The 24,863-nt window shown below is 43.8% G+C and carries 21 protein-coding genes and 1 pseudogene; 13 read left to right on the top strand and 9 right to left on the bottom strand.

What is annotated here, in order from left to right; all coding sequences use genetic code 11:
* Positions 1–86, bottom strand: a pseudogene (locus GBN19_RS15940) (IS5/IS1182 family transposase); the annotation flags it as partial.
* 88 nt (positions 87–174) lie between these two features.
* Between GBN19_RS15940 and GBN19_RS09410 the strand changes: the two are divergent.
* From GBN19_RS09410 to GBN19_RS09420, 3 genes are all read left to right on the top strand, one after another.
* A complete protein-coding gene (locus tag GBN19_RS09410; RefSeq protein WP_228271247.1) occupies positions 175–2,301 on the top strand; it encodes a TonB-dependent hemoglobin/transferrin/lactoferrin family receptor in 2,127 nt (708 codons plus the stop codon).
* 113 nt (positions 2,302–2,414) lie between these two features.
* A complete protein-coding gene (locus GBN19_RS09415; RefSeq protein ID WP_151777958.1) occupies positions 2,415–3,011 on the top strand; it encodes a biliverdin-producing heme oxygenase in 597 nt (198 codons plus the stop codon).
* Positions 3,012–3,109: 98 nt separating this feature from the next.
* On the top strand, positions 3,110–3,553 hold the full coding sequence (locus GBN19_RS09420; RefSeq protein WP_151777959.1) for a YbaN family protein: 444 nt from the start codon (positions 3,110–3,112) through the stop codon (positions 3,551–3,553).
* Positions 3,554–3,652: 99 nt separating this feature from the next.
* Here GBN19_RS09420 and GBN19_RS09425 read toward each other — a convergent pair whose 3' ends face one another.
* Together GBN19_RS09425 and dxs are read right to left on the bottom strand one after the other, a co-directional pair.
* Complete coding sequence (locus tag GBN19_RS09425; protein WP_151710392.1) at positions 3,653–4,483, bottom strand: inositol monophosphatase family protein; 831 nt, start codon at positions 4,481–4,483, stop codon at positions 3,653–3,655.
* A gap of 124 nt (positions 4,484–4,607) precedes the next feature.
* A complete protein-coding gene (dxs, locus tag GBN19_RS09430; protein WP_151777960.1) occupies positions 4,608–6,527 on the bottom strand; it encodes a 1-deoxy-D-xylulose-5-phosphate synthase in 1,920 nt (639 codons plus the stop codon).
* 302 nt (positions 6,528–6,829) lie between these two features.
* On the opposite strand from dxs, the gene ribA reads away from it, so the two are divergent.
* Positions 6,830–7,432 carry a GTP cyclohydrolase II gene (gene ribA / locus GBN19_RS09435; RefSeq protein ID WP_151710394.1) on the top strand — a complete coding sequence of 201 codons (603 nt, stop codon included), beginning with the start codon at positions 6,830–6,832 and terminating at the stop codon, positions 7,430–7,432.
* An 83-nt stretch (positions 7,433–7,515) separates the two neighbouring features.
* On the opposite strand, the gene hemN is transcribed toward ribA, so the two are convergent.
* A complete protein-coding gene (gene hemN / locus GBN19_RS09440) occupies positions 7,516–8,883 on the bottom strand; it encodes an oxygen-independent coproporphyrinogen III oxidase (protein ID WP_151777961.1) in 1,368 nt (455 codons plus the stop codon).
* A gap of 263 nt (positions 8,884–9,146) precedes the next feature.
* Here hemN and hemF point away from each other — a divergent pair, with 263 nt between their 5' ends.
* From hemF to aroE, 3 genes are all read left to right on the top strand, one after another.
* Positions 9,147–10,085: an oxygen-dependent coproporphyrinogen oxidase gene (hemF, locus tag GBN19_RS09445; RefSeq protein WP_151710396.1), complete on the top strand. Its 939-nt coding sequence runs from the start codon at positions 9,147–9,149 to the stop codon at positions 10,083–10,085.
* Between the two features lie 218 nt (positions 10,086–10,303).
* A complete protein-coding gene (locus tag GBN19_RS09450; RefSeq protein ID WP_151710397.1) occupies positions 10,304–10,510 on the top strand; it encodes a hypothetical protein in 207 nt (68 codons plus the stop codon).
* Between the two features lie 76 nt (positions 10,511–10,586).
* Complete coding sequence (aroE, locus tag GBN19_RS09455; RefSeq protein WP_151777962.1) at positions 10,587–11,375, top strand: shikimate dehydrogenase; 789 nt, start codon at positions 10,587–10,589, stop codon at positions 11,373–11,375.
* 81 nt (positions 11,376–11,456) lie between these two features.
* Here aroE and GBN19_RS09460 read toward each other — a convergent pair whose 3' ends face one another.
* A complete protein-coding gene (locus tag GBN19_RS09460; RefSeq protein WP_228271246.1) occupies positions 11,457–13,760 on the bottom strand; it encodes a hypothetical protein in 2,304 nt (767 codons plus the stop codon).
* 221 nt (positions 13,761–13,981) lie between these two features.
* Between GBN19_RS09460 and GBN19_RS09465 the strand changes: the two genes are divergently transcribed.
* Positions 13,982–15,805: an acyl-CoA dehydrogenase C-terminal domain-containing protein gene (locus tag GBN19_RS09465; RefSeq protein ID WP_151777963.1), complete on the top strand. Its 1,824-nt coding sequence runs from the start codon at positions 13,982–13,984 to the stop codon at positions 15,803–15,805.
* A gap of 64 nt (positions 15,806–15,869) precedes the next feature.
* On the opposite strand, the gene GBN19_RS09470 is transcribed toward GBN19_RS09465, so the two are convergent.
* The gene (locus GBN19_RS09470) at positions 15,870–16,796 is read right to left on the bottom strand and encodes a Dyp-type peroxidase (RefSeq protein ID WP_151710401.1); all 927 of its coding nucleotides are present in this window, start codon (positions 16,794–16,796) and stop codon (positions 15,870–15,872) included.
* 196 nt (positions 16,797–16,992) lie between these two features.
* Between GBN19_RS09470 and GBN19_RS09475 the strand changes: the two genes are divergently transcribed.
* Positions 16,993–17,607 (top strand): LysE family translocator, encoded by a 615-nt coding sequence (locus GBN19_RS09475; RefSeq protein WP_151777964.1) that lies wholly within the window; start codon positions 16,993–16,995, stop codon positions 17,605–17,607.
* 49 nt (positions 17,608–17,656) lie between these two features.
* Here GBN19_RS09475 and hemW read toward each other — a convergent pair whose 3' ends face one another.
* Positions 17,657–18,811, bottom strand: a complete 1,155-nt coding sequence (gene hemW / locus GBN19_RS09480; protein ID WP_151777965.1) for a radical SAM family heme chaperone HemW — start codon at positions 18,809–18,811, stop codon at positions 17,657–17,659.
* 111 nt (positions 18,812–18,922) lie between these two features.
* Between hemW and GBN19_RS09485 the strand changes: the two genes are divergently transcribed.
* Together GBN19_RS09485 and GBN19_RS09490 are read left to right on the top strand one after the other, a co-directional pair.
* A complete protein-coding gene (locus GBN19_RS09485; RefSeq protein WP_151777966.1) occupies positions 18,923–19,381 on the top strand; it encodes a DMT family transporter in 459 nt (152 codons plus the stop codon).
* A gap of 69 nt (positions 19,382–19,450) precedes the next feature.
* Positions 19,451–20,749, top strand: coding sequence for an MATE family efflux transporter (locus tag GBN19_RS09490; RefSeq protein ID WP_151777977.1), 1,299 nt, complete (start codon positions 19,451–19,453; stop codon positions 20,747–20,749).
* A gap of 77 nt (positions 20,750–20,826) precedes the next feature.
* Here GBN19_RS09490 and coaBC read toward each other — a convergent pair whose 3' ends face one another.
* Positions 20,827–22,077, bottom strand: a complete 1,251-nt coding sequence (gene coaBC / locus GBN19_RS09495; RefSeq protein WP_151710405.1) for a bifunctional phosphopantothenoylcysteine decarboxylase/phosphopantothenate--cysteine ligase CoaBC — start codon at positions 22,075–22,077, stop codon at positions 20,827–20,829.
* Between the two features lie 63 nt (positions 22,078–22,140).
* Here coaBC and radC point away from each other — a divergent pair, with 63 nt between their 5' ends.
* A complete protein-coding gene (radC, locus tag GBN19_RS09500) occupies positions 22,141–22,890 on the top strand; it encodes a RadC family protein (protein WP_151710406.1) in 750 nt (249 codons plus the stop codon).
* A gap of 10 nt (positions 22,891–22,900) precedes the next feature.
* Positions 22,901–23,812 (top strand): bestrophin family protein, encoded by a 912-nt coding sequence (locus GBN19_RS09505; RefSeq protein ID WP_151710407.1) that lies wholly within the window; start codon positions 22,901–22,903, stop codon positions 23,810–23,812.
* A 163-nt stretch (positions 23,813–23,975) separates the two neighbouring features.
* Here GBN19_RS09505 and GBN19_RS09510 read toward each other — a convergent pair whose 3' ends face one another.
* Positions 23,976–24,827 (bottom strand): PHP domain-containing protein, encoded by an 852-nt coding sequence (locus GBN19_RS09510; RefSeq protein ID WP_151777967.1) that lies wholly within the window; start codon positions 24,825–24,827, stop codon positions 23,976–23,978.
* Positions 24,828–24,863 lie beyond the last annotated feature (36 nt).

Below are 24,863 nucleotides of genomic sequence, written 5' to 3' on the forward strand. Positions count from 1 at the left end.
ACCATTTTTAAGAATAATGGACGAGGAATTCCAACAAGTCGTTTAAATTCCCCATCATTAAATCTAGTTAAATTTTCATATTTCATGGGACTAGTATAAACAATTTTTTACTTTCGCAAGAGGTCTAATGATAGCCCGCAAGAGAACAGCAGCGATATCGTTCAACTGCCACGTATTTTTGCATCTGGACAAAATCAGCAAAAAGATCATGGTTCTCAGACCATTATCTCTCAGGATCAACTGGAAAAGTCAGGTGCAACAGACATGGCAAGTATCGTAAAAGATCAGCCTTTGGTCAGTGCACCGGGTGTCTTGGCGGGAAGTAGCGGGTCAAGTATTTGGCACAGTTCTGGCACAACCAGTTACAACATCCGTGGTGTTGATGGTAACCGTGTCGGTCTGGATGTCGATGGTGTCGATATTGCCGAAGCAACTCCAAGCCCCGATAGCTCAAAAGCACAAAGTTTTGGTTTTGGTCGTGATTATATTGACCCAGAAATGTTTCGCACTGTTCATATCAGTGAAGGTGCAACCGATGTTGACAGCAATGGTCTAGGTGGTCGTGTTTCCTTTAGAACCAAAAGCCCTGAAGATTATTTAAAAGATGGCAAGAACTATTATGTCGGGCTAAAACGTGGCTATAGTTCAGCAGACTCGGCCTATCAATATGCAGTGACTGCTGCTGCTGGAAATGATGTGGTCAAAGGTTTGGTGGTCTACTCGCATCGTGATGGTGAACAGACCAAAACCAAAGGAAATCTTGCTGCCAATTCTGACGACTGGCGTTCTGATGCAGTACTTAGCAAGTTACTCTGGAATACCTCTGAAAATAATCAACTTACATTTACTTTTGATTATTATCAGAAAGAAGATACCCAGTTTATTGACTATGACACTTTAAAGTCGGGTGGTACATCCAGCTATACCTCTGGTCTGTATCAAAAAGCAACGGCTAAACGCACCCGATTCAGTCTGGATGATATCTGGCATGCCAATAACAGCCTGTTTGATGTCTTGAAAACCTCAATCTATTATCAAAACAGTGAAAGTCTCACGCATACTTATGGTCAATATTCGACTCGTGGGCTACGCAATGTTTGGTTTGGCTTCTATAACTCCGATTATGGCATCAAACTTCAGGCAGATAAGAATATTGGACGTCATGCAATTACCTATGGTGTGACTTACAGTGAACTTGACCAAAAAATGCCATGGACCAGTAATTATGGCACAACAACATCTTTGGCAAATTACATGCCAAAAACCAACACGCAAAAAGCAACAGCTTATATCTCGGATGCCATCAAGTTCGATGTTAACGGGCATTTGTTAACGATTACTCCAGGCGTCCGTGCAGAATATCAACAGGCCAACCCAAAAGATACCGACAATTATCTGACCGATTCTGCTTATGCAAGTTTAAAAAGCTCTCAGCTAGAAACAACGCATGACCATGCCATTTCGCCACAAATCGCGATGTCATATCAGCTTGCACCAAATTATCTGACCTATGTTCAGTATAATAACGGTCATCGTCTGCCGACTGCGATGGAACGTACTGGGGTATATGGTGCCTCTAGTTATGGATATACCTATGCAATTGCAGGTAATCCAAACTTAAAAACTGAAACCAGTCACGGTGTAGAATGGGGTCTAAAATCCAAACCTGCCCAAGGGTTAACCCTGAATGCCAGTGTGTTCTATACCCACTATAAAAACTTCATTGACTACGTTTCTACAACCCCACCCTCTTCTAATTATAGTCTCTACTATGAAATGGAGAACCTTGCTCAAGCCAACATTTGGGGCGGAGAACTTTCGACTCGCCTAGATTTAGGTGCATATGTGGATCAAGCGCAAGGCTACAGCATTGCATTGGCGGCTGGTAAATCTAAAGGAAATGCCAAAGATCAGGATGGTTCAAAAGGTTCTATCAACTCTATCCAGCCAGGTAAAGCCAGCTTAACGTTGGCATATGACAATCCCAATAAACTCTTTGGCTTAAATGTCACCACAACAACTGTTGAAAGCAAACAAGCCAGCAGCAACGATACATCATCACAAACATATTCTTCATCATCAACTTATTACAAAGCACCTGCTTATACCGTACTGGATTTAGGTGGTTACTGGAATGTGAACCAGTATCTGAAATTGAATCTGGCACTGAACAATGTCTTCGACAAGAAATATTGGGATTACTCCACTGTTTCAGCCTTCACAACCAGCCAGACAACATTGATTGACCGTGCAACAGCAACGGGGCGCAATGTGGTCTTGAGTGCTGAATTCAAATTCTAAATTGCATTGATCTCTTTCGAGAGATCATTCCCCCCCTTGTTATATAGCTGTTTTCTTGATTGACAGGAAATTTGCCACAAACAAGATCGTTCTATTTATTTAAGGAGATCAACTTGAATAGCTCAATCTTAAATCAAAATGTCACCACACTATCTCAACGCCTCAAGACAGAAACGGCATCTGAACACGAACGTATGCATCAGTTAATGGGGCAAGCCGATGTTTTTGCCACTCCAGAAAAATATGCACAATTCACGCTATCGCAATATTACTTTCAACAGGAAATCGAGAGTCTTTTTGACAAAGATGATGTTGCAGACCTGATTCCGGACTTGGAAATTCGTGGTCGTTCACAACAGGCGCTACTGGACTTGCAGGACTTAAGCGTTGAACCACAAGGCTCTGAGTTACAGAGCAAAAATGTAACGCTTCCTGCGGCATTAGGCTGGATTTATGTTTCCGAAGGCTCAACATTAGGAGCGGCATTTCTGTTTAAAGAAGCTCAAAATCGTCTGGGTTTTTCTACTGAATTTGCTGCACGTAATTTGGCAGCCTATCCTGAAGGTCGCGCCAAAGTCTGGAAACGTTTTGTACAAGCGCTTGATGATGCTCAATACAGCAAAGAACAGCAAGATCAGGTTATTCAGGGTGCATTAGATGCTTTTGCCTATTTTGGCGATGCACTTGAACAACTGGATCAGTTGAAATAATTACACATGCAAAGAATTGATGCCCATCGATCTGACAAAAGCAGACTGGGCATCAAGCCATTTTTGTAGATTTCAATCTGTGTAAAAGGAATATTCAAATGGAAAATCCTAAAACGATTCCAGAAAATCAATCTGTTTTCGCTTCCCCACACATAGCATCTACATCGGCTCGTTTAGCACAGCGTATCTGGGTTCAATGGCTGTGTATTCTGATCGCATGGCTCTGTATCGCACTCGGTATTCTGGGTATTTTTATTCCTGGATTGCCAACTTTTGATTTCTTTATGCTGGCTGCTTTTTTTGCAGCAAGAGGCTCACAGCGCCTTTATCACTGGTTATATCACAACCGTTTGATTGGTCCAATTCTGCAACAATGGCATCAACATCGAAGTATTCCGCGCAGGGCAAAATATTTATCGACCATGAGTATGAGCCTTGCAGCCCTTCTGATGATCTGGAAAATACCGCATCCATGGTTTGTTTACCCCATGATTTTATGCATGTTCTGTGCTTTGATCTGGCTATGGAAACGTCCAGAATGATTAAAATAAATGAGAAATAGCAAATCTGAGGCTTATCTTGCTCCAATAAAAAAGCCAATGATTTGAATCATTGGCTTTTTTTAATCTACTTGACCGCAATTATTTCGCAGCATCTGCCCAAGCAGGAACAACCGCTTGCATCAATGGTTTCAACATTTTCATTGAACATGCCAACACTTGACCATTGTCCATAGATTCTGTGCCACCACGAGCATCAACCACTGTACCACCCGCTTCTTTCACAATCAGTTCGCCCGCAGCGATATCCCATGGTTTTAAACCAAGTTCAAAGAAACCATCAAAACGACCTGCGGCAACATAAGCCAAGTCAAGTGCAGCCGAACCTGTACGGCGGAATTGAGCGCCTGCTTCAGTCACTGCAAGCAAAGCATCAAAGTGTTGTTTTGCATAAGAAATAACTTGACCGTTACGTTTTGCACGGTAAGCATGACCAACTGAAATAAAAGTATTTTCAAGGCTATCGCGAACATTCACACGAATACGGCGTTGGTTCATCATTGCACCACGACCACGGCTTGCAGAGAATAATTCATCACGCACTGGATCGTAAATTACACCGTGTTGAGTTACACCTTTGTGCTGTACTGCAATCGAAATACAGAAATGCGGAACGCCATTAACGAAGTTGAGTGTGCCATCGAGGGGATCAATCACCCAACACCAGTCAGCATCGTGGCCTTTGCCTTCTTGCATGCCAAACTCTTCACCAAGGAAGCTGTGATTTTTATAGCTTTTACGCAGGGTATCAATCGTGAGTTGTTCGAGGTAACGGTCAACACGTGTTACAGGGCCGTCGATGCCTTTTTCTTCAACTTGTAAATCGAGTTTATGACGATTTTGATGCGCTTTTAAAAGCTCTTGACCAACTGTTTGAGCCGCACGCGCAGCCATCACCACCATAGGTTCCATTGAACACCCACTACAAATACAAATTAAAGATTTTGACAAAGAATAATGCATAAAAGCGCGAGCATTTTAACAAATCTCTGCGCTTTTTGCTAAAAAATATTTCGAAATGTGTAACCAGACAAAACTATGCGATTTGCAAAGCTTTTTTCCATGCTTGTACAATCGACTGCTCAATACCTTCTGTATCGAGCCCACAATCATGCAACATTTGTGCGTGATCTGCCTGATGCAAGAAGCTGTCTGGCAAACCTAAATTGAGTACAGGTTTCACGATCTGTGCTTGCGCCAAATATTCATTGACTGCACTCCCCGCACCCGCCATCACCGCATGTTCTTCCACAGTCACGAACAAGCTGGTCGTTGCTGCTAACTGCTGAATGATATTTTCATCAAGCGGTTTAACAAAGCGCATGTTGACCACAGTCACAGCAACTTCAAGCTGTTTGGCTAGACTTTCAGCGACCTGCAACGCAGGCATGACACGGCTGCCAAATGCCAAAATACTGATTTTATCTTCAAACTGACTATTGAGTTCCGCCACAATTTCCGCCTGACCCATCGGTAAAGCTGTAAATTGTTGTTCGATTTCAACGCCCACACCCGCGCCACGTGGATAACGTACCGCAGCAGGCCCGTTATAAGCATAAGCTGTGTGCAACATTTGACGGCATTCATTTTCGTCTTTTGGCGCCATAATCACCAAATTCGGAATGGTTCGCATATAGGCATAATCGTATGCGCCCGCATGGGTTGGGCCATCTTCACCCACCAAACCTGCACGGTCGATGCCAAAAGTCACATCTAGATTTTGCAAAGCGACGTCATGAATCAACTGGTCATAACCCCGTTGCAAGAATGTCGAGTAAATCGCAACCACAGGTTTCAAACCTTCACAGGCCATACCTGCGGCAAGGGTCACCGCATGTTGTTCAGCAATGGCAACATCAAAGAAACGCTCAGGATACTGTTTGGCAAATTTCACCATGCCTGAGCCTTCGCACATCGCTGGGGTAATCGCAAGCAAACGCGAATCTTGTGCCGCTTGGTCACAGAGCCATTGACCAAAAACATCGGAATATTTCAGTGCTGATTTTTTCTTGACTGGTGCAGGTGCAACCATCACGGCTTGTTTTGCAATTGCATGATAGCCAATCGGATCGGCTTCCGCAGGTTTAAAACCTTTGCCCTTTTTGGTATAGACATGAATCAGACGCGGCCCTTTGCGCTGTTTGATCGCATTCAGCACATGAACGAGCTGTTTAACATCATGTCCATCGAATGGACCGAAGTATTCAAACCCAATGGCTTTAAATAGGTTGTCTGCTTCTTGAGTCGCTGACTGGTGCAAGCGTGAGGTATATGCCCACTCAGGATGCGGTTCAATCACGGCATCGCCATCTGCATTAATATTGACAGACTGCCCTTGCTCCCAAATCGCTGCCAAATGTTTAGCAAAACCACCTGTACTACAAGAAATCGACATGTCATTGTCATTTAAAATGACGATTAAATCGGCCTGATGTGCCACCGCATCATTCATGGCTTCAAAAGCCATTCCTGCAGTCATTGCACCATCACCAACAATCGCTACGACATCACACGGATCATTTTGATAGCGACGTGCCAAAGACATGCCTAAGCCCGCAGAAATCGCAGTCGATGAATGTCCCACACCAAAGGTATCAAACTCTGATTCTTCACGTGTCGGGAATGCTGCTAAACCATCTTTAGAGCGAATAGTGGTCAACTGTTCACGACGACCTGTTAAGGCTTTATGCGGATAAGCCTGATGACCTACATCCCAAATCAGGCGGTCACGAGGTGTATTAAAGCAATAATGTAGTGCAACGGTGAGTTCAATCACCCCAAGATTTGCACCAAAATGTCCACCACTTTGTCCTGCGGCATACAAGATATATTGACGTAACTCATCCGCCACTTGTTCGAGCTGGCTTTGATCTAGCTGACGTAATTGCTGTGGATGGTCAATCGCATCCAACAATGGCGTAACAGGACGCTGAGTTGGTATTTCTGTATACAACATATGTGGCAAAGCCTTCTAGAGCCTGGCAAATCCTAAGCTAGGTATATTGCGTTAAATCGATAATTCTACCTTATCGAACGTTGTTTTCAATGAGCCACATATCTTTTGATGTAGTCTTGCACATTGCTTTTGTCCTAGACAAGGCTGTGATTATCCTGAAAAATGATAGCGATATTCAACTATTATTATTTGCTTTCTACAAAAAAATAAATTGATTGGCGTAATTTTTGTATGCGCAAGCTATCAATAGTTGAGCATTGCGCTATACTTTGGTCGACTATTCATAACGAAAGAGCTGAACTGTGCCGATTGCTTTTGTTGCTACCTCCAAACTTCCGACCGCCTTTGGCGATTTTCATCTTAGTGTTTTTCAAGATCCTGAAACAGGTGAAGAACATGTGGCCTTATGGAAAGGTTTGGACATGCCAGCAGCTGCACCCGTTTTAGTACGCATTCACTCTGAGTGCCTCACTGGTGATGCATTTTCATCCTTAAAATGTGATTGTGGCCCGCAGCTTAAAGCCACTCAAAAAATGATTAATGATGCAGGTCAAGGCGTGATTTTATACTTACGCCAAGAAGGTCGCGGCATTGGTTTAACCAATAAAATCCGTGCATATGCCTTACAAGATCAAGGACATGATACGGTCGATGCCAATTTAATGCTCAACTTGCCTGCCGATGCACGTCGCTATGACATGTGTAAAATCATGCTCGATCATTTACAAGTTCATCAAGTTAAACTGATCACCAACAATCCACTTAAGCTGATTGCCCTGCGTGATTTAGGCATTGATGTGGTGGATCGTGTTCCTTTGACCGTCGGATTAAATCCATTTAATCAACAATACCTCAAAACCAAACATGACCGTATGTCGCACATGTATAAAGAAGATGATTTTTAAATCATCGTCTTCTCAATCAGCCAGTTCAGGCAAATAAAAGGGCATTTTAAAATGCCCTTTTTCGTTTTTTAGCAAATTAAATGTTAAATGGTCATTGAGAAAATTCGGGTTTGAGGCATTTTCCGTTTTAGATGCAAATCAAAGGCCATACAGATATTGCGAATAAATGGCTTGCCCTGTTCAGTAATTTGAATGCCTTGTGGCTGAAGCATGAGTAACCCATCTTGCTGCATTTCCTCTAACTGACTCAGTACTTCAGGCAACTCAGGAAATGCCATGCTTGGCTCTGCCCATGAAGTTTTAAAGGTACACATTAAGTTCAAAATATGCTGACGAATGATTAAATCTTCCTGTGACAGGATATGCCCTTTAAACACAGGAATTTCATTTTGCTCTAAGCGTGCGTAGTAATCTTCGAGCGTTTTTTCATTTTGAGCAAAACTGTACCAACTGTCACTAATGGAAGAGAGTCCCAAACCAATCATCACTTTGGTTTTAGATGAGGTATAACCCATAAAGTTACGGTGCAAACTACCCTGCTGAAAGGACTGATACATACTGTCATGCTCGAGCGCAAAATGATCCATGCCAATTTCATGATAACCATGTGCCAACAAACGCTTTTTACCTTCTTCATACAGGGTGCGCTTCACATCATCTTTCGGTACATCCTGATCTTTAAAACCACGCTGACCATTGCCCTTAATCCAAGGTACATGCGCATAACTATAAAATGCCAAGCGGTCAGGACTGAGGCTGTTGGTTTTTTCAATCGTGTTCAGCACATCTTCCAGACTTTGAAATGGCAGACCAAACACCAAATCATGCGAAATTGATTCATAGCCAATTTCACGCGCCCAACGTGTCACCTGTTCAACATGCTCAAAGGGTTGAATACGGTGAATGGCTTTCTGCACATTTAAATTATAATCCTGCACCCCATAGCTGACACGGCGAAAGCCCACATCATACAACGCTTGTAACTGCTCACGCGTGGTGTTGTTCGGATGTCCTTCAAAACTAAATTCGTGCTGTGGTGCAATCTCGGCTTTGGCTAAAATGCCCTGAATCAACTCTACCAAATGTTCTGCCGAGAAAAAAGTTGGCGTCCCGCCACCCAAATGAATTTCTTTAATCATCGGGCGGTCTTGCAAAAGCTGACAATACAATGCCCATTCTTTCAGAACCGCCTGAATATAAGGCTGCTCCATCTCATGGCGTTTGGTCACGCGTTTATGGCAACCGCAAAACGTACATAAACTTTCACAAAACGGTAGATGAATATATAAGCTAATCCCTTCACTGTGATTTGATTCATCAAAAGCACGTTTTAAAGTCTGCTGCCAAAGCTCAACTGAAAAATGCTGACTTTCCCAATACGGTACCGTTGGATAACTGGTATAGCGTGGTCCTGGAACATTATATTTTTGAATTAGCGAGGTTATACGCATAGTGACTCAACTCTGGATGATGTTGCTGACCACAACAGGCAAAACCTGTAAAGATTGATCTCAAATACAGCTTCATTTTGATGGGCGATGCAGAATATTTCAAGCCATAAACGCCCCATAGTTATGTAATTTCCTCAAGAAAACGCCCAAATTATCCCGAGTAAAAAGCTTTGATTTTTATCAATAAAATTAAAAACTCTTAATTTTTCAAGATTTCTATGTTTTGATGTAGCCCATCTTTGCTTTTTGATCTGAGTCAATCCATGCAACACCCAACCTCTGCCGACATCCAACGCGTCCGAGAATTCCTCCTCGACTTGCAAGCCAGAATCTGTGAACGTCTTGAGCAACAGGAACGTGCAGGTGGTGGAACTGCCGAGTTTGTGATTGATGACTGGCAACGCCCCGAAGGTGGTGGTGGGCGCTCTCGTGTCTTGCAAAACGGCACAGTGATTGAAAAAGGTGGGGTGATGTTCTCCCACATCAATATCAGCAAATTGCCCGAATCTGCCACAGCACGCCATCCCGAAATTGCAGGGGCAAAAGCGCAAGCACTGGGTGTTTCACTGGTGATTCATCCCAAAAATCCACACATTCCCACTTCACATGCCAATGTTCGCCTGTTTGTGGCAGAACCTGAAGGTCGTGATCCTGTGTGGTGGTTTGGTGGCGGCTATGACCTGACGCCATTTTACCCAGATGATGCTGACATTAAAGCATGGCATCAGGCTGCACATGACCTGTGTCAGCCTTTTGGTGAAGATGTCTATGCCAAGCACAAACAATGGTGCGATGACTATTTCTATTTAAAACATCGTGATGAACAGCGCGGTGTCGGTGGTTTATTTTTTGATGATCTGAATTGCTGGGACTTTGAAACCTGCTTTGCATATATGCAGGCGGTGGGCAATGGCTACCTAAATGCGATTTTACCGATGTTTGAAAAGCATCGTGAGCAGCCCTATAGCGAAGCTCAGCGTGAATTCCAACTCTACCGTCGTGGGCGTTATGTCGAATTTAATCTGGTTTATGATCGCGGTACGCTATTCGGTTTACAAACAGGCGGACGGATTGAATCAATTTTGGTTAGCCTACCCAATTTGGTGGCGTGGTCATATCGCCCAGAATGGGAGCAAGACTCTCCTGAACGGCGTTTAACAGAGTATTACTTAAAACCGCATGACTGGCTGAATGAGCTTTAACCCAAATATTGACAGCTTTTTTTGAATCTTTAGGTCTGCGTGAATATATCTCAAGTGAAGATCAAAAGAAAAAATAATGCGTTATCAATATGCTAGTCGTCAACAATCGCGACTGGCATAAATGATAATTAGTCTTACAAAACATATCAGACTTTTCTGTCATATCGGTTTAAAATTTTGCTGTTGTAATACACGCTCATCGAGGAATGAGATCACTCATGTTTAATTTACTCCACAATCATAAAGGCAGTTTTTTCGCGCTGACTTGTGCGCTACTGATTTGCTCAGTCAGCACTACTTTAGCCTTTAACAACAATATCTCCGACAGTATTTCAATTGTATTTAGTATTTTGCTGAGCTTGGTTTTATTCGGCTTAGTGCTCGCGTTGTTATGGGAAAAAATTGAGGATATCTGTAATCCTTAAGCGCAGTGTACTGGTTTTTTCAGACAGAAATTTCACGTATATTGAGGGCAATTTTTTCACCGCATAGACACACGACATGAGCAAACAATTTGCTGTGGTTGGCAATCCAATAGAACACTCTCGCTCTCCTGAATTACATCATGCATTCGCACAAAAACTCGGTATCGATTTAACCTATAGCAAACGTCTTGCCCCTCTCGATGGTTTTGAAGCCAATATTGAAGAATTTTTCCAAGCAGGTGGTATTGGACTCAACGTCACTGTTCCCTTTAAAGAACAAGCTTTTGCTCGCTGCAACCAATTGACTGAACGTGCCAAAATTGCCAAATCTGTCAATACGTTATGGATGCAAGATGGACAACTGTTTGGCGATAACACCGATGGTCAAGGTCTTGTAAATGCGATTTTGGCACTCGGATGGTCACTCGAAAAAAGTAAAATTCTGATCTTAGGTGCAGGTGGAGCAACGCGTGGCGTGATTTATCCATTGGCTCAGGCAGGCGCAAAACACATCGTGATTGCCAACCGTACCCTCGCTCGTGCGGAACAATTGGTTGCCGATTTAAAACAAGCTGTGCCTGACACCGAACTTTCTGCAACAGGTCTGGATAACTTAAGTGGTGAATTTGATTTAGTCATCAATGCCACATCGGCAAGCTTATCAGGCGATGCCTTGCAACTTCCTGAACAGCTTCAATTCAGCCATGCCTATGAAATGGCTTATGGTAAACCATCGAGTTTTCTTGATCAGGCTGCACAGCGCCAAGTACCCTATAGCGATGGTTTTGGCATGTTGGTTGGTCAAGCTGTGGAGGCCTTTGAAATTTGGAATGGCGTAAAACCTGAACTCCGTGATTTTCTATAAAATAATCACCTGATGAAAGCAGTCTAATAAAAACAGGCAACCCGAAAGTTGCCTGTTCATTTTTAGATTTGAAAAACTACACTATTTCGCTTGAGTGCTTTTTAGCATCTGTAAATATGTCGATTTAAAGGTATCTGCATCAAGATATTCATGTTCAGGTGAGCTAGCCTGTTCAATCACTTTCAAATTTGGCGATTTTTTGCGAGATTCAACATAGAACTGCCCCAAACGATTGGACAAATGGGTTAAATCAGAATTTGCCTGATCATTATGATGCTCAGCCAAATACGTGACTTCATACAAACGTGCAAAACGTGTCGCTGGGTTGGTCGAGGATTTCTGAATCGCAGCCCATTGGGTTTGGGTGCTGACATGTGCTTGGGCTTTTTTCACCACGGATGCCGCATCTACTTGATAAAACATCGATGAACTCAATTGATGCTTCTCAATCAATTGTTTGATTTTTACCAATTGCTGCCCTTTCGGCACAAAACTCTGATCATCACGCCCATCATAATATGCCATGACCAAGGCAATCTCTTGAATGTCCTGTGCCGAGTAATGCTGCATAATTTGTGGATAATTCAATGACAGTAATAAACCATAAACCAACTGATAAGTTTTTAGATAAGAATGGTTTTGGGCATAGGACTGATTCGCCAGTTCCTGAATCTGCTCGTCCCAATTCGCCTGCCCCAATAGGCGCTTAAACTTCTGCACTTTGTCTTGTAGCACTGTTCCTTGAGCAGCTTCATCAAAAGATTTAGCTTTACGCATACCTTCACGGTCAATATTTTTGGGATGACCGTAGTTATTCCACTGGTTATCTGAATGGATCACCAATTTCTTCGCGGTTAAATCCTCTGTGAGTTCCAACTGATAATTGGTCGTGATCGCACGTCCCTGACGGTCAATGCCAATTTCAACAATCAATGGATTACGCTCGGCAGGTTTGGCTAACAATTGCTGAACTTGAGGCTGTTTGGCTTGCCAAAGTGTTTTAAATTCATCGGCTGTTTTAAATTGTGGACTCGAATCTGCTTTAAATAGCTCGACGACTTTAAAAATCCCTTGGGATTTCTCAACCATCTGCTTTTCAAGTTGAGCATTACCACCTTGAGATTGCACTGCGAATAGATCAACCTTTTCATCTAAACACGCTTTATATTGCCCAATACTGGCCGTTTTCAGCTGTTTTTGCAGGTCTTGGCATTGCGCTTCTGATAGCTCAGGGGCACTTGGACTCAATAATTCGTCCTGCTCAGAACTTTCTTCATCATCTTCAGAATTTGCCGCTGACAACACATCGCTATCTTCAGCAGATTCAGTATTTTCATCTTCAGATGCAGCCAGTTCATCTTCTGCACTCACTTCTGTTACATCCGCTTTCACTGTATCTTCTGGGTCTGCAGCTTCTTGCTCTTCATCCTCAATCGTATCGGATGCAATATGGTCTTTGACCAGATCATAAGCCCAGTCTGCTTGCTGTTCAGGGCTCATACTTTTCAAATCGACCGTTTCAGTTTTGGCTTGCTCTGCTTTTTTCATGTGCTCAGCCAAATACGGCAGGTTTACTGTGTTATAGCTAAAACTTTGAGCCAGATATTCCTCAAGAGAGGTTTTTAACTGAATCTTTTCAACAATACCCTGCTGACGATCTGCTGCGGTGAGGCTGACATGGGTTAACTGTTCAGGTGTCGCCAAAATATAAGGTAAGGCATTATTTTGCTTGATATAAGCGATGAGTGTCTTGATGTCTAATTCACCCAGCTGTTTTTTATATTTGGAAAAATCAAGATACATCAACTGATCACGCTGCTCAGTCGGGGCAAGAAATGGAAACAAGGCAAAGCCGTTGCTATAAAATTTGGCTTGCTTCAAGTCGACCAACATCGGGTAGGTCATTTGCATTTGCAATGTTGGAGTATGGTATGCGGCTGTTAGATTGATCGCTCCCACCTGATCACGATAATCCACCCCGCCCTGATATTTCACCTGAAAATCTTGTAAGAAATTGAAACCTGTTGTAAGCATACGTGACCATTTTTGCTCACCATTTTCAACCTGTTGTTGCAATAAAGCCTGTTCAAGTTGCTGACGTTGCTCAGTCGACAAGCTGATTTTCTGTGAACTGAGGTAACGATTGAGTTTATCTTTTAGATCTTGATTTAATTCAGGATTTTTCTTACTGAGCTGATGCTGCTTCTGTACATCAAATTTGATATTTCCTTGAAAGTCAAAACCCGTATTTTCATAGATTGCATTGACTGCATGTACGGTACGCTGCTGTATTTGTTCTAATTTTTGAGGAGACTGAACAAAATGTTGTGAACAACCTGCTGCGCTTAACCCCAACAAACAACAGGTTAAATAGTGTAATTTCATTATCATGTTTTCCGTTTTGTTATTTCAATTTATCGCTATAGTGCGATTTAGTGGGCTAACCTTAACAAAAAAAATAATATACAAATAATCAATTTATGTAATTTAAACCGACGGATTGACCTTATTGACAGCACTTGCAAGTCACGTTATCAATGTAATTCGTACACGGTTATGAATAATGAAATCCATCAGAACGCAATAAAAATTAGGATATTTGCCTTATGACCACTTATAAAGCGCCCCTACGTGACATACGTTTCCTCATGAACGAGGTGTTTAACTATCCTGAGCACTATAAAACCCTCTCCAACGCTGAAAATATTGACCAAGACACGGTCGATATGATTTTGGAAGGGGCAGCAGATTATTGTGAAAATGTCCTCGCGCCACTGTATCAAAGTGGTGATGATGAAGGCTGTCATTTTAAAGATGGTGTCGTCACCACGCCTAAAGGTTATAAAGAAGCTTACGATCAGTTTGTGCAAGGTGGCTGGCAAGGTCTGTCTTATCCAGAAGAATTTGGCGGACAAGATCTGCCGATGTCACTCAACCTGATTAAATCGGAAATGATGGGAACCGCTAACTGGTCATTTACCATGTATCCCGGTTTAAGTATGGGCTGTATGAATACCATTATGCAGTTTGGTACACCTGAACAAAAAAATAGTTATATGCCCCATCTGGTTGCAGGCACATGGAGTGGCACGATGTGTCTCACCGAACCGCAATGTGGTACCGACTTGGGGCAGGTTAAAACCAAAGCTGAACCCAATGCTGATGGCAGCTATGACATTACAGGCACCAAAATTTTTATTTCGGCAGGTGAACATGACCTGACTGAAAACATTGTTCATATTGTCTTGGCACGTCTGCCAAACGCCCCGATTGGTACCAAAGGCATTTCACTGTTTATCGTGCCGAAATTCCTGCCTACTGAGGATGGTGGCATTGGTGAACGCAATGCGGTGAACTGTGGCTCGATTGAACACAAAATGGGGATTAAATCCTCGGCTACAGCCGTGCTGAATTTTGACCAAGCCAAAGGTTTCTTGATCGGTGAGCCGAATAAAGGTTTACACGCCATGTTTACCTTTATGAACACGGCACGTATTGGTACAGCGGTACAAGGCATTGCCCATGCAGAATTGTCTTATCAAGGTTCACTGCCTTATGCCAAACAACGTATGTCGATGCGTGCGCTGTCAGGTAAAAAAGACCCCGATAAACCAGCCGATGCGATTATTCACCATGCCGATGTCCGTCGCATGTTGCTGACTCAAAAAGCCATTGCTGAAGGGGGTCGTGCCATGATTTATCATGCAGCACAACTTGCCGATAAAATGAATGATGCCTTGAAACGTGGCGATCAGGCAGAGTTTGAAGCTTATGATGACAAACTGGGTTTTTACACCCCGATTCTCAAAGGGTTCTTGACTGAACTCGGCTTTGAAGCCGCCAACCACGGGATGCAAGTCTTTGGTGGACATGGCTATATTAAAGAATGGGGTATGGAACAAATCGTGCGTGATGCGCGTATTGCGACTTTGTACGAAGGTACGACAGGCGTTCAAGCTCTCGACTTGATTGGTCGTAAAGTCTTGCTCTCTTCCAAAGGTAAAGTCATTCGGGATTACACTGCGGAAATTTTAAAATTCTGTGGTCGTCATGCGCGTAATAGATACTTGCGTCGCTTTGTTTGGGACTTAACCAAACTTTGCGCTCAATGGAATGCAATTACGGTACGGATTTTCTTGGCAGCACGTAAAGACCGTGACGTGGTTTCCTCCGCTTCCGTCGATTTCTTGATGTTCTCAGGTTATGTGATGATGGCGTATTTCTGGGCACAACAGGCAGCAATCGCTTCTGAGAAAATTGAAGCAGGCGATGGCAAAGAAACCATTGAGTTTTATAAAGCAAAAATCAAAGTCGCAGATTTCTACTTTGACCGTATTTTGCCGCGTACTCAAGGACATGCCGAATCAGCAGTCACGCCATCTAAAACCCTGATTGGCTTACCTGCGGAGCACTTTAGTTTCGATTACTAATACATTTTCTAGCATAAAAAAGAGCGCATGATGCGCTCTTTTTGATTGGACTAAAGCAATACGCTTAATCATCAAGATCAAGGACTTGTTCAAGTAGCTGTTCTGACGGTGCAAAATAATACGCGCCATCCACCGCAGTCACGAAGTGCAGTAAACGGTCATGAATCCCGTCACCACTGGTGCCAAACATGCGTTGTAACATACGGTCAATACGGGTCAAATCTTTGGTGTACGCAATAAAGAATAGCCCTTGATCGCCATGCCCATCGCCATAAGGCAGGCTGTGACGCAAGATTTCGAGTTCTTCACCTTCTTCGTCTTCAACTACCGTACGGGCAATATGGGCATTTTCAGGTTTGACATCATCATCGAGTTCAATCGACTCAAGTTTGGTACGTCCGATGACATGCTCTTGAGCATCGACTTTTAAACGACGCCATTTATTCAGATCATGCACATAACGCTGTGCAAAGACAAAACTCCCCCCTGCAAACTCGCCTGCTTCAGCACCTAGAAGTGCAGTTTCTTCACGATCATCTTTAAATTGCGGATTTTCCGTGCCATCAATAAACCCCGTGAGATCTCGCCCATCCAAATAACGGAAGCATGCGCGTTCATCAAGAACTTCAACTTTGTCCTGAATGCCGTTAAAGAAGGTCTGACTGAGTGCAAAGCAAATGTCGGTACGCTGGCTGGCAATATGAATCAAGACATCGGCAGGCTGTACAGGCATGTCAAATGCCCCTGCTTGTGGATCGAGTTGCTTAAATCCTGCTGGCGTTTTGCTATGCAGTTGACTCCACAAATCGGGACCAAAAGCCACTGCGGTTTTGATTTGTTCATTGGGATGCTGAGTGATTAGACGGTCTCGTTCCGAAAAAAACTTCTCAAGCTGTTTTTTTAAATCATCAAGACTGAGCTGATTTAAACGAACCACAAGAAAACGCGCATGATCTGAGGGTAATGGCAAAATCACGGATTGAGCAATCATGAAAAGCTCCTACAAGGTTGTTATCATTTATCGCTCGAACTATTCTGCCTCAAGCCTCCCCTGCTTAATAGCCTATTTTTGATAATATTTTTGTTTTAGTTTGATGATTTTGCAAATCATATAAACTGATTGTGATTTATCCACTTCAAGTTAAAATCAAAGCATCTGCGACTTTTTATCTAAAGGATAAAGCCTTGTGACAACTCTCATGATTTCCTATCTGATTGCAATTGCTTTACTGACCATTACACCCGGCTTAGATACCACGCTGATTTTACGAACAGCGACAGTCGAAGGTCGTCAAAAAGCTTTACAAGCAGCTATTGGAATTAATTTGGGGTGTCTGGTTTGGGGAATGATTGTAGCCTGTGGACTCGGAGCATTACTGAGTAGTTCGGTGTTTGCCTTTACTCTACTAAAATGGACAGGCGCAATCTATCTAGCTTGGCTCGGTCTGCAAATGCTACGTCATCCACGTCAGCACTTGGGCAATTTAGAGCAAGACACAACCACTCAGCAGAACTGGTTATTGAAAGGCTGTTTGAGTAATTTGCTCAATCCCAAAGTCGGGATTTTCTATATTTCATTTTTGCCGCAGTTTGTCCCTGATCAACAGGCGGCAACCGCTTGGATTATGTTGCTGGTGCTGATTCATATTGTACTGACACTGATCTGGTCAGCTTTCCTGATTATCGGTTCACAGCCGTTTGCCAAATATCTAAAACAGCCGAAAATCGTGCAAAGTATCGACCGTATTACAGGTGCTGTTTTTGTGTTGTTTGCACTGAAATTGGCATTCAGTAAACGCTAAAATACAGACATGATAAAGGGGCATTTTGCCCCTGTATTGATTTCCAAATCTATAAAAACTCTTCCAACACACTATTTAAAAATAAATGCCCTTTCTCGGTACACGCCAGTCGCTCAGGATCTTCGATCAAAAGTTGCTGTTGCTGTAACTTTTCAACTGTTGCTGCAATACTGGACAATGGCAAGCCTGTACGCTGCTGATAAAACTCACTTGGTACGCCTTCATTTAAACGCAGTGCATTCATCATAAATTCAAAAGGCATATCTTCATCATCTATCCGTTGCCACTGCAAGGCAGGCGCAGGCACTTTGGCGAGATAATCCTTCGGCATACGGCTTTTCTGGAAACGATAAATACCATCAGGCTGGCTGACTTTACCGTGTGCTCCTGCTCCAATCGCCAAATAATCACCAAACTGCCAGTAATTCAGGTTATGTCGTGAAGGTAATTCTTTACGCCATGCCGACACTTCGTAATTGATAAAGCCTTGTGCTTTTAAATACTGCTCACCTTGTTGCTGAATCTCAAGCAGCAAATCTTCTTCAGGTAAAATCGGCTGAGTACGGAAAAATACTGTATTTGGCTCAATGGTGAGCTGATACCAAGACACATGCGTTGCGCCACATTCCACCGCCAAACGCAAATCCAGTAAAGCTTGTTCAAGGGTTTGCTGTGGCAAGCCATGCATCAGATCGACATTGACCCGTTCAAAACCTGCCTGCCGTGCCTGTTGAATGGCTTTTTGAGCATTGTCACTGCTATGAATCCTCCCTAAACGCTGCAAATGTTCGTTGTCAAAACTCTGTACACCAATCGACAGACGGTTAATTCCTGCCCGTAAATAATCGGCAAATGGCTGATGTTCCAGTGTGCCGGGATTGGCTTCCAAGGTAATTTCACAATCCGCAGCAAAATTTAGACGCTGTTTTAATTCAGTAAATAACCACTGATAGCCTGCTGCCGAAATCAGGGACGGCGTTCCGCCACCAATAAACACACTCTGAATTTCACGCCCCTGCGCCCATTCAATCTGCGTATCAAAATCTGCAACCAGCGCCTGTAAATATTCCTGTTCCAAATCTAGTGACAATTTGCCATCGGGGACAGCATGCGAATTGAAGTCACAATATGGACATTTACGCACACACCACGGCATATGAATGTAAAGCGACAACGGAATATTTTGCGGATTAAACAAGCTCAAGAACTCAGCCTAAAATGAGAAAAAACCATCGCGGATTTTAGCATGTCTGACGCATAAAAGCCGCTCGGCAATGCTACACTGAACTGAAAATAACAACAGCAAGGAGCAACCATGAAACTTACAGTCCATCTGTTATGGTTGTGCCCACTTGCCTTTGGCATTGGCATTGCCATGACCTTTCAAACGGCGATTAACAGCGCCTTACGCGAATACTTGGAGTCGGCGCTACATGCTGCACTAATTTCGTTTAGTGTTGGTACACTAACGTTATTGCTGCTGGTTCTATTTTTTACCAAAAGTTTTCCGCACTGGCAGACCTTGAGCCTGTTGCCGTGGTATTTGTGGTTTGGTGGCTGTTTGGGGGTTTATGCGATCAGCATGAGCATTTATACTGCCCCCAAACTGGGATTTTTGACCTTTTCGGGTTTGGTACTGTTTGGTCAAATCAGTATGTCGATCTTACTGGATCACTTTGCATGGTTCGGTAATGAACGTGTCCCAATCTCTTGGCAACGTGTTTGCGGAGCCGTCGCAATTTTTGTCGGTGTATTACTTACTCTACAACGCTAATTTATTTGAGTATTTTCAGTGCTAAAAACCCCATCAACAGGCGTGGAACTCAAACGCCTGTTTAGTCTTATGATCCCGATTCTGATTACCCAGTTTGCCCAAGCAGGTTTAGGGCTAATTGACACCATTATGGCGGGGCATTTATCCGCCAGTGATTTGGCTGCAATTGCGGTCGGTGTTGGAATCTGGATTCCTGTGATGCTGATGTTTACAGGCATTGTACTGGCAACCACGCCATTGGTGGCTGAAGCACTGGGCGCGCGTCAAGAGAAGCAAATTCCGCATATTGTGCGTCAATCGTTATGGGTCGCAGGATTGCTTGGCATTTTAGCGTTGCTACTGCTCCAGTTTATGCCACTGCTATTACCGTTATTTAAAGTGCCCACAGATTTGATGCCTAAAGCCAGTCTGTTTTTGCATGCAGTGGGTTTTGGTATGCCTGCAATCACCTTATATACGGCACTGCGTTGCTATTCGGAAGCGTTGGGTTATCCGCGCCCTGTCACGGTGATTAGTTTATTGTCTTTGGTGGTTCTGGTTCCTCTCGACTATATTTTTATGTACGGCATTGGCCCAATTCCACATTTAGGTAGCGCAGGCTGTGGTTTCGCGACTGCAATTTTACAGTGGCTGATGCTCGCCACTTTGGCAGTCTATATTTGGAAAGCCAAAAAATATCAAACACATAAAATTTTCAGTCATTGGGAAGCATTTGACAAAGCCGTTGCCAAACGAATTTGGAATTTGGGTCTTCCGATTGGTTTAGCCGTGTTTTTTGAAGTCAGTATTTTCTCAACAGGCGCGATTATTCTCAGCCCTCTGGGCGATACTATTATTGCCGCACATCAAATTGCCATCTCGGTCACTTCACAACTGTTTATGATTCCGATGTCACTGGCGATTGCCCTAACCATTCGGGTGGGGACGTACTATGGAGAAAAAAACTGGGAAGGTCTGCGTAAGGTGCAAAAACTGGGTTTAATGACAGCGACGGGAACAGCATGTCTGACCATGAGTTTTATTGCGCTATTTCACAACCAAATTGCTGCGTTATATACCAGTGACCCTGCCGTGACTCAAGTGACGGTGTATTTACTGTTTTTCTGTATTGCCTACCAAATGATGGACGCATGGCAAGTCAGTGCCGCAGGCTGTTTGCGAGGGATGCAGGACACACAAGCACCGATGTGGATTACTTTACTGGCGTATTGGGTGGTGGCGCTGCCGCTAAGCATTTACTGGATTCGTTATCAACAGATGGGGCCGCAAGGAATTTGGATTGGTCTGATTGTCGGACTAAGTGTGGCGTGTGTGCTGCTTCTTGGGCGTTTGTATCGCATGAATCAGCGATTAAAACGACAAGCTTAAATTATTGTGCTGCCATAAAATAAAAAACCGCATCCATTTCAGATGCGGTTTTTTTAGTTTACGTATTCAATCAAGACTTAACGATGCAGCGCATCCGCAATCGCTTCAACCAACTGTTGGGCAATTTCCTGCTTACTGGCTTTAGCGAGGTCACGTTTTGGTAAGGCGTGATTTTGTGCAAAAAACACGGTCATGGCATTTTCATCGGACGCAAAACCAATGTCGCTACGTGACACGTCATTACAAGCGATCATATCCAGCTTTTTCGCCACCAGTTTACCTGCCGCATATTCTTCGACATTACGGGTTTCTGCGGCAAAACCGACCATAAATGGGCGTTTCTGCTGCTGAGCAATCGTCGCGACAATATCTGGGTTTTTAACCAGTGAAACATCCAGTTCATCGCCCGATTTTTTAATTTTATGCTCGGCCACTTGCGCCACACGGTAATCTGCCACCGCAGCTGTCGCAATAAAAATATCACAGCCATATTCAAGCTGTTGCATGCTTTGATCCAGCATTTCTAAAGCTGAATGCACATTCACCCGATCCACACCGTTGGGTGTATCGAGGCTGACAGGGCCTGCGATTAATGTGACTTTTGCACCCGCCGCATAGCAGGCACTGGCTAAGGCAAAGCCCATTTTCCCTGTACTGTGGTTAGAAATATAACGCACAGGATCAATCGCTTCACGGGTCGGCCCTGCGGTAATCACCACACGTTTACCTGCCAGCAAACCAAATTTTTCAGCAATCGCACGCTGGGTCTGATGGAAATACAGTTTGACCTGTTCTGCCAAATGCTCAGGCTCAGGCATACGCCCTAAACCGACATCACCACAGGCTTGCGAACCTGCTTCTGGCATCACCACATGCACACCATCTTCAACCAAAATCTGTAAATTGCGCTGCGTGGCTTTGGCTGCCCACATTTGCTGATTCATGGCAGGAGCCACCCAAACAGGCGCTTTAGTTGCCAAATATAAGGTACTCAACAAGTCATCTGCCAAACCATGTGCAAACTTGGCCAGCGTGTCACAACTGGCAGGTGCAACCAGTAACAGGTCTGCCCAACGCGCCAGTTCAATGTGCCCCATGCCCGCTTCTGCTTCAGGATTCAGCAATTCGGTATGCACAGGATTGCCTGAAAGTGCCTGAAAAGTGAGTGGGGTAATAAATGCCTGTGCACCATGCGTCATCACCACACGGACATTAAAACCGTAGTCTTTTAGACGGCGAACCAGAATGGCACTTTTGTACGCAGCGATACCGCCAGTCACAGCCAACAGAATGTTTTTGCTTGAAATTACGCTTACATCAAAGCTCACGAGGGGCTACCTTTGTGTTGCAGTGGCGCTCACAATAGCATTAAATATAGCGAATCCCAAGTCATGGGAAAAACAACAACGATTTATTTAGAATTAGAAAATATGAGTTTATCTAGCATTAAATCGTGGCCCGAACAGGAACGTCCACGCGAACGATTATTAAACCAAGGCGCAAGCAGTTTATCCGATGCCGAATTACTAGCGATTTTCCTGCGTTCAGGTTCACAGCAATATTCTGCGGTTGAACTTGCCCGAGTACTGATTCAGCATTTTCAAGGGCTTGCGCCTGTATTTGATGCCTCTCTGGATGATTTATCCAATTTTCATGGCATTGGCCCAAGCAAATACGCCCAACTGATGGCAGTCAAAGAACTGGGACGGCGCTATTTAAGCCAAAGTTACACATCACTGCGCCAAGCGCTCGATTCTTCCAGTCTGGTCATGGACTATTTGCGTTATGAACTGCAAGGCGAAAAACAGGAAGTCTTTGCTGTGCTCTGCCTAGATGCCGAGCTGCACAAACTCGACTTTAAAAAATTATTCTTTGGTTCACTGCAACACTGTGCCATTTCTATCAATCAACTGCTGCGTTATGCCATTTCCCAACATGCCGTACATATCGTGATTGCCCACACCCATCCGTTTGGTATGGCACAGCCCTCCGCTGCCGATATTGAACTGACAAAACAGATTGATGCTGCGTGCCAACTGCTTGAAATCAAATTACTTGACCATTGCATTATTTCACCAACAGGTTCATTCTCTTTCGCGGAGCAACAGCGCTTGCCCTCTCCTTCAGATCTGAACAAGTGATAGAAGCCTTATGATTGTCCGCGATAAAAGTAATATTTTTAATCTGTTATTTTCTTGGAGAGGCACGATTTTACCCAAAGTCCTGCCATCTTTGGCGGTGGTGATGTTAACTTCCGCAGCGATTGCGACATTGACCTTTTATGGCGTTTTGCATGTGCCTCAAGTTCCTGCGATTGGCTTCACGATTTTCGGGGTGATTCTGTCGATTTTCTTGGGTTTTCGTAACAATGCCTGTTATGACCGTTGGTGGGAAGGTCGCAAACTTTGGGGCGCACTGATTGCCAATGCTCGACATATGGATCGCGATACACGCGTCTTATCTCATGCGCGCCGCGAACGGGTCATTCACCATGTGATTGTCTTTTCCAACATGCTGCGCGACCGCCTTCGCCACCAAACTGCCAATCCGACCCAACTGCTGGAAACAGGTCGTTTAAATGAACATGCGGTAGAAAAACTCAACCATCATCTGAATGCGCCACAATATACTTTAGGGCTGATTCAATGGGAATTGATGCAAGCGCTCAAAGAGGGTGAAATTAGCGATATTTTGTATCAACAGGTCAACCAACATGTCGTGGAAATGGGCAATGTCCAAGCAGGTTGTGACCGTATTGCCAGCACACCGCTACCTTTTTCTTATTCTGTATTGCTGAATCGTACTGTGTACTGTTTCTGCTTCTTGCTGCCTTTTAGTCTGGAATCGATTTTAGGCTTGTGGACACCGCTATTTGTCGGGATTTTGGCATATTTGTTTTTGGGTCTAGACATGCTCAGTGCCGAACTTGAAGAACCTTTTGGCACACAAGACAATGACTTGCCATTGGATTCAATTGTCCGTCTGATTGAACGTGAATTGCTGAGTTCACTCGGTAAACCTGTTCCTGCACCGATTCAGGTCGATAATCATAATTTGCTATAAAAATAAAAAATGCTCATCTCACATTATTGAGCATTTTTTTATTTCCATCATCCAATCTAGGATAGATGGTGTGCTCAAAAATTTACTCGGATAAATTGCATTCATGTGAGCAAGGCATTTTTCAAAATTTGTACCCAAAGATCTCTAAGCATCGCTCTCAGATTTAAGCAAAACTCTCCCAAATCCCCACCTGTTCGGGACGTGGACGTGGCGCTTGCCCAAGCTTGAGCCACGGCATATGTTCTCCATGAAAATCACTACCGATCGACACTTTTAAATTGTTTTGGGCAATCATCCGATCCACCATCTGTCGTGTCGAAAGCGGATCACTTTCAGGTGCAAGCTCCACTGCATCGCCGCCACTTTGGGCAAACAACTCAATCAAATAACGAGTATTGGTTGCAGACAAATCATAACGGGTCGGATGCGCCAAGACTGCAAAACCTTGTGCTTCATGAATTGCCTGTACGGTATCCTCCAAACTCAGCCCGTCAAATTTGACATAAGCAGGTTTACCTTCTTTGAGGAATCGGTCAAAGGCTTGCTGTAAACGGCTGACAATGCCATTCTTCAGTAAGGCTTTGGCAATATGACTGCGAGTAATCCGATCGGGTTGCTGTTCAACTTCAAGTAAAATTTCAGGATAAAGATCAACTTTTACCAATTGCTGCAACTTCTGACAAATCCGCTCGGCACGTTCCGCACGAATCTGTTGCTGCTGTTCGAGAACGATTTGTAAAGCTTCAGGATTTTGCATATTCAGTGCCACAATATGCACGCTATAACTTTTTTTAGTGGCAGGTCGTGACCATTGACTGGAAATCTCAACTCCTGAAATCAATGTGATGCCATGTTGTTCCGCAGCCTGTCTTGCCCGCTCTATCCCTTGCATCGAGTCATGGTCAGTCAACGCCAATACATCCACACTGCGCTCGGCAGCCAACGCCAAAAGTGCCTCTGGTGACAAAGTCCCATCAGAAATGTTGCTATGTGTATGTAAATCTATGACCTGCATCTTTTATACTATGCCATTCTCGAAACTGGATTAGAT

It is taken from the genome of Acinetobacter brisouii, from assembly GCF_008993995.1.
Taxonomy (GTDB): Bacteria; Pseudomonadota; Gammaproteobacteria; order Pseudomonadales; family Moraxellaceae; genus Acinetobacter; species Acinetobacter brisouii_A.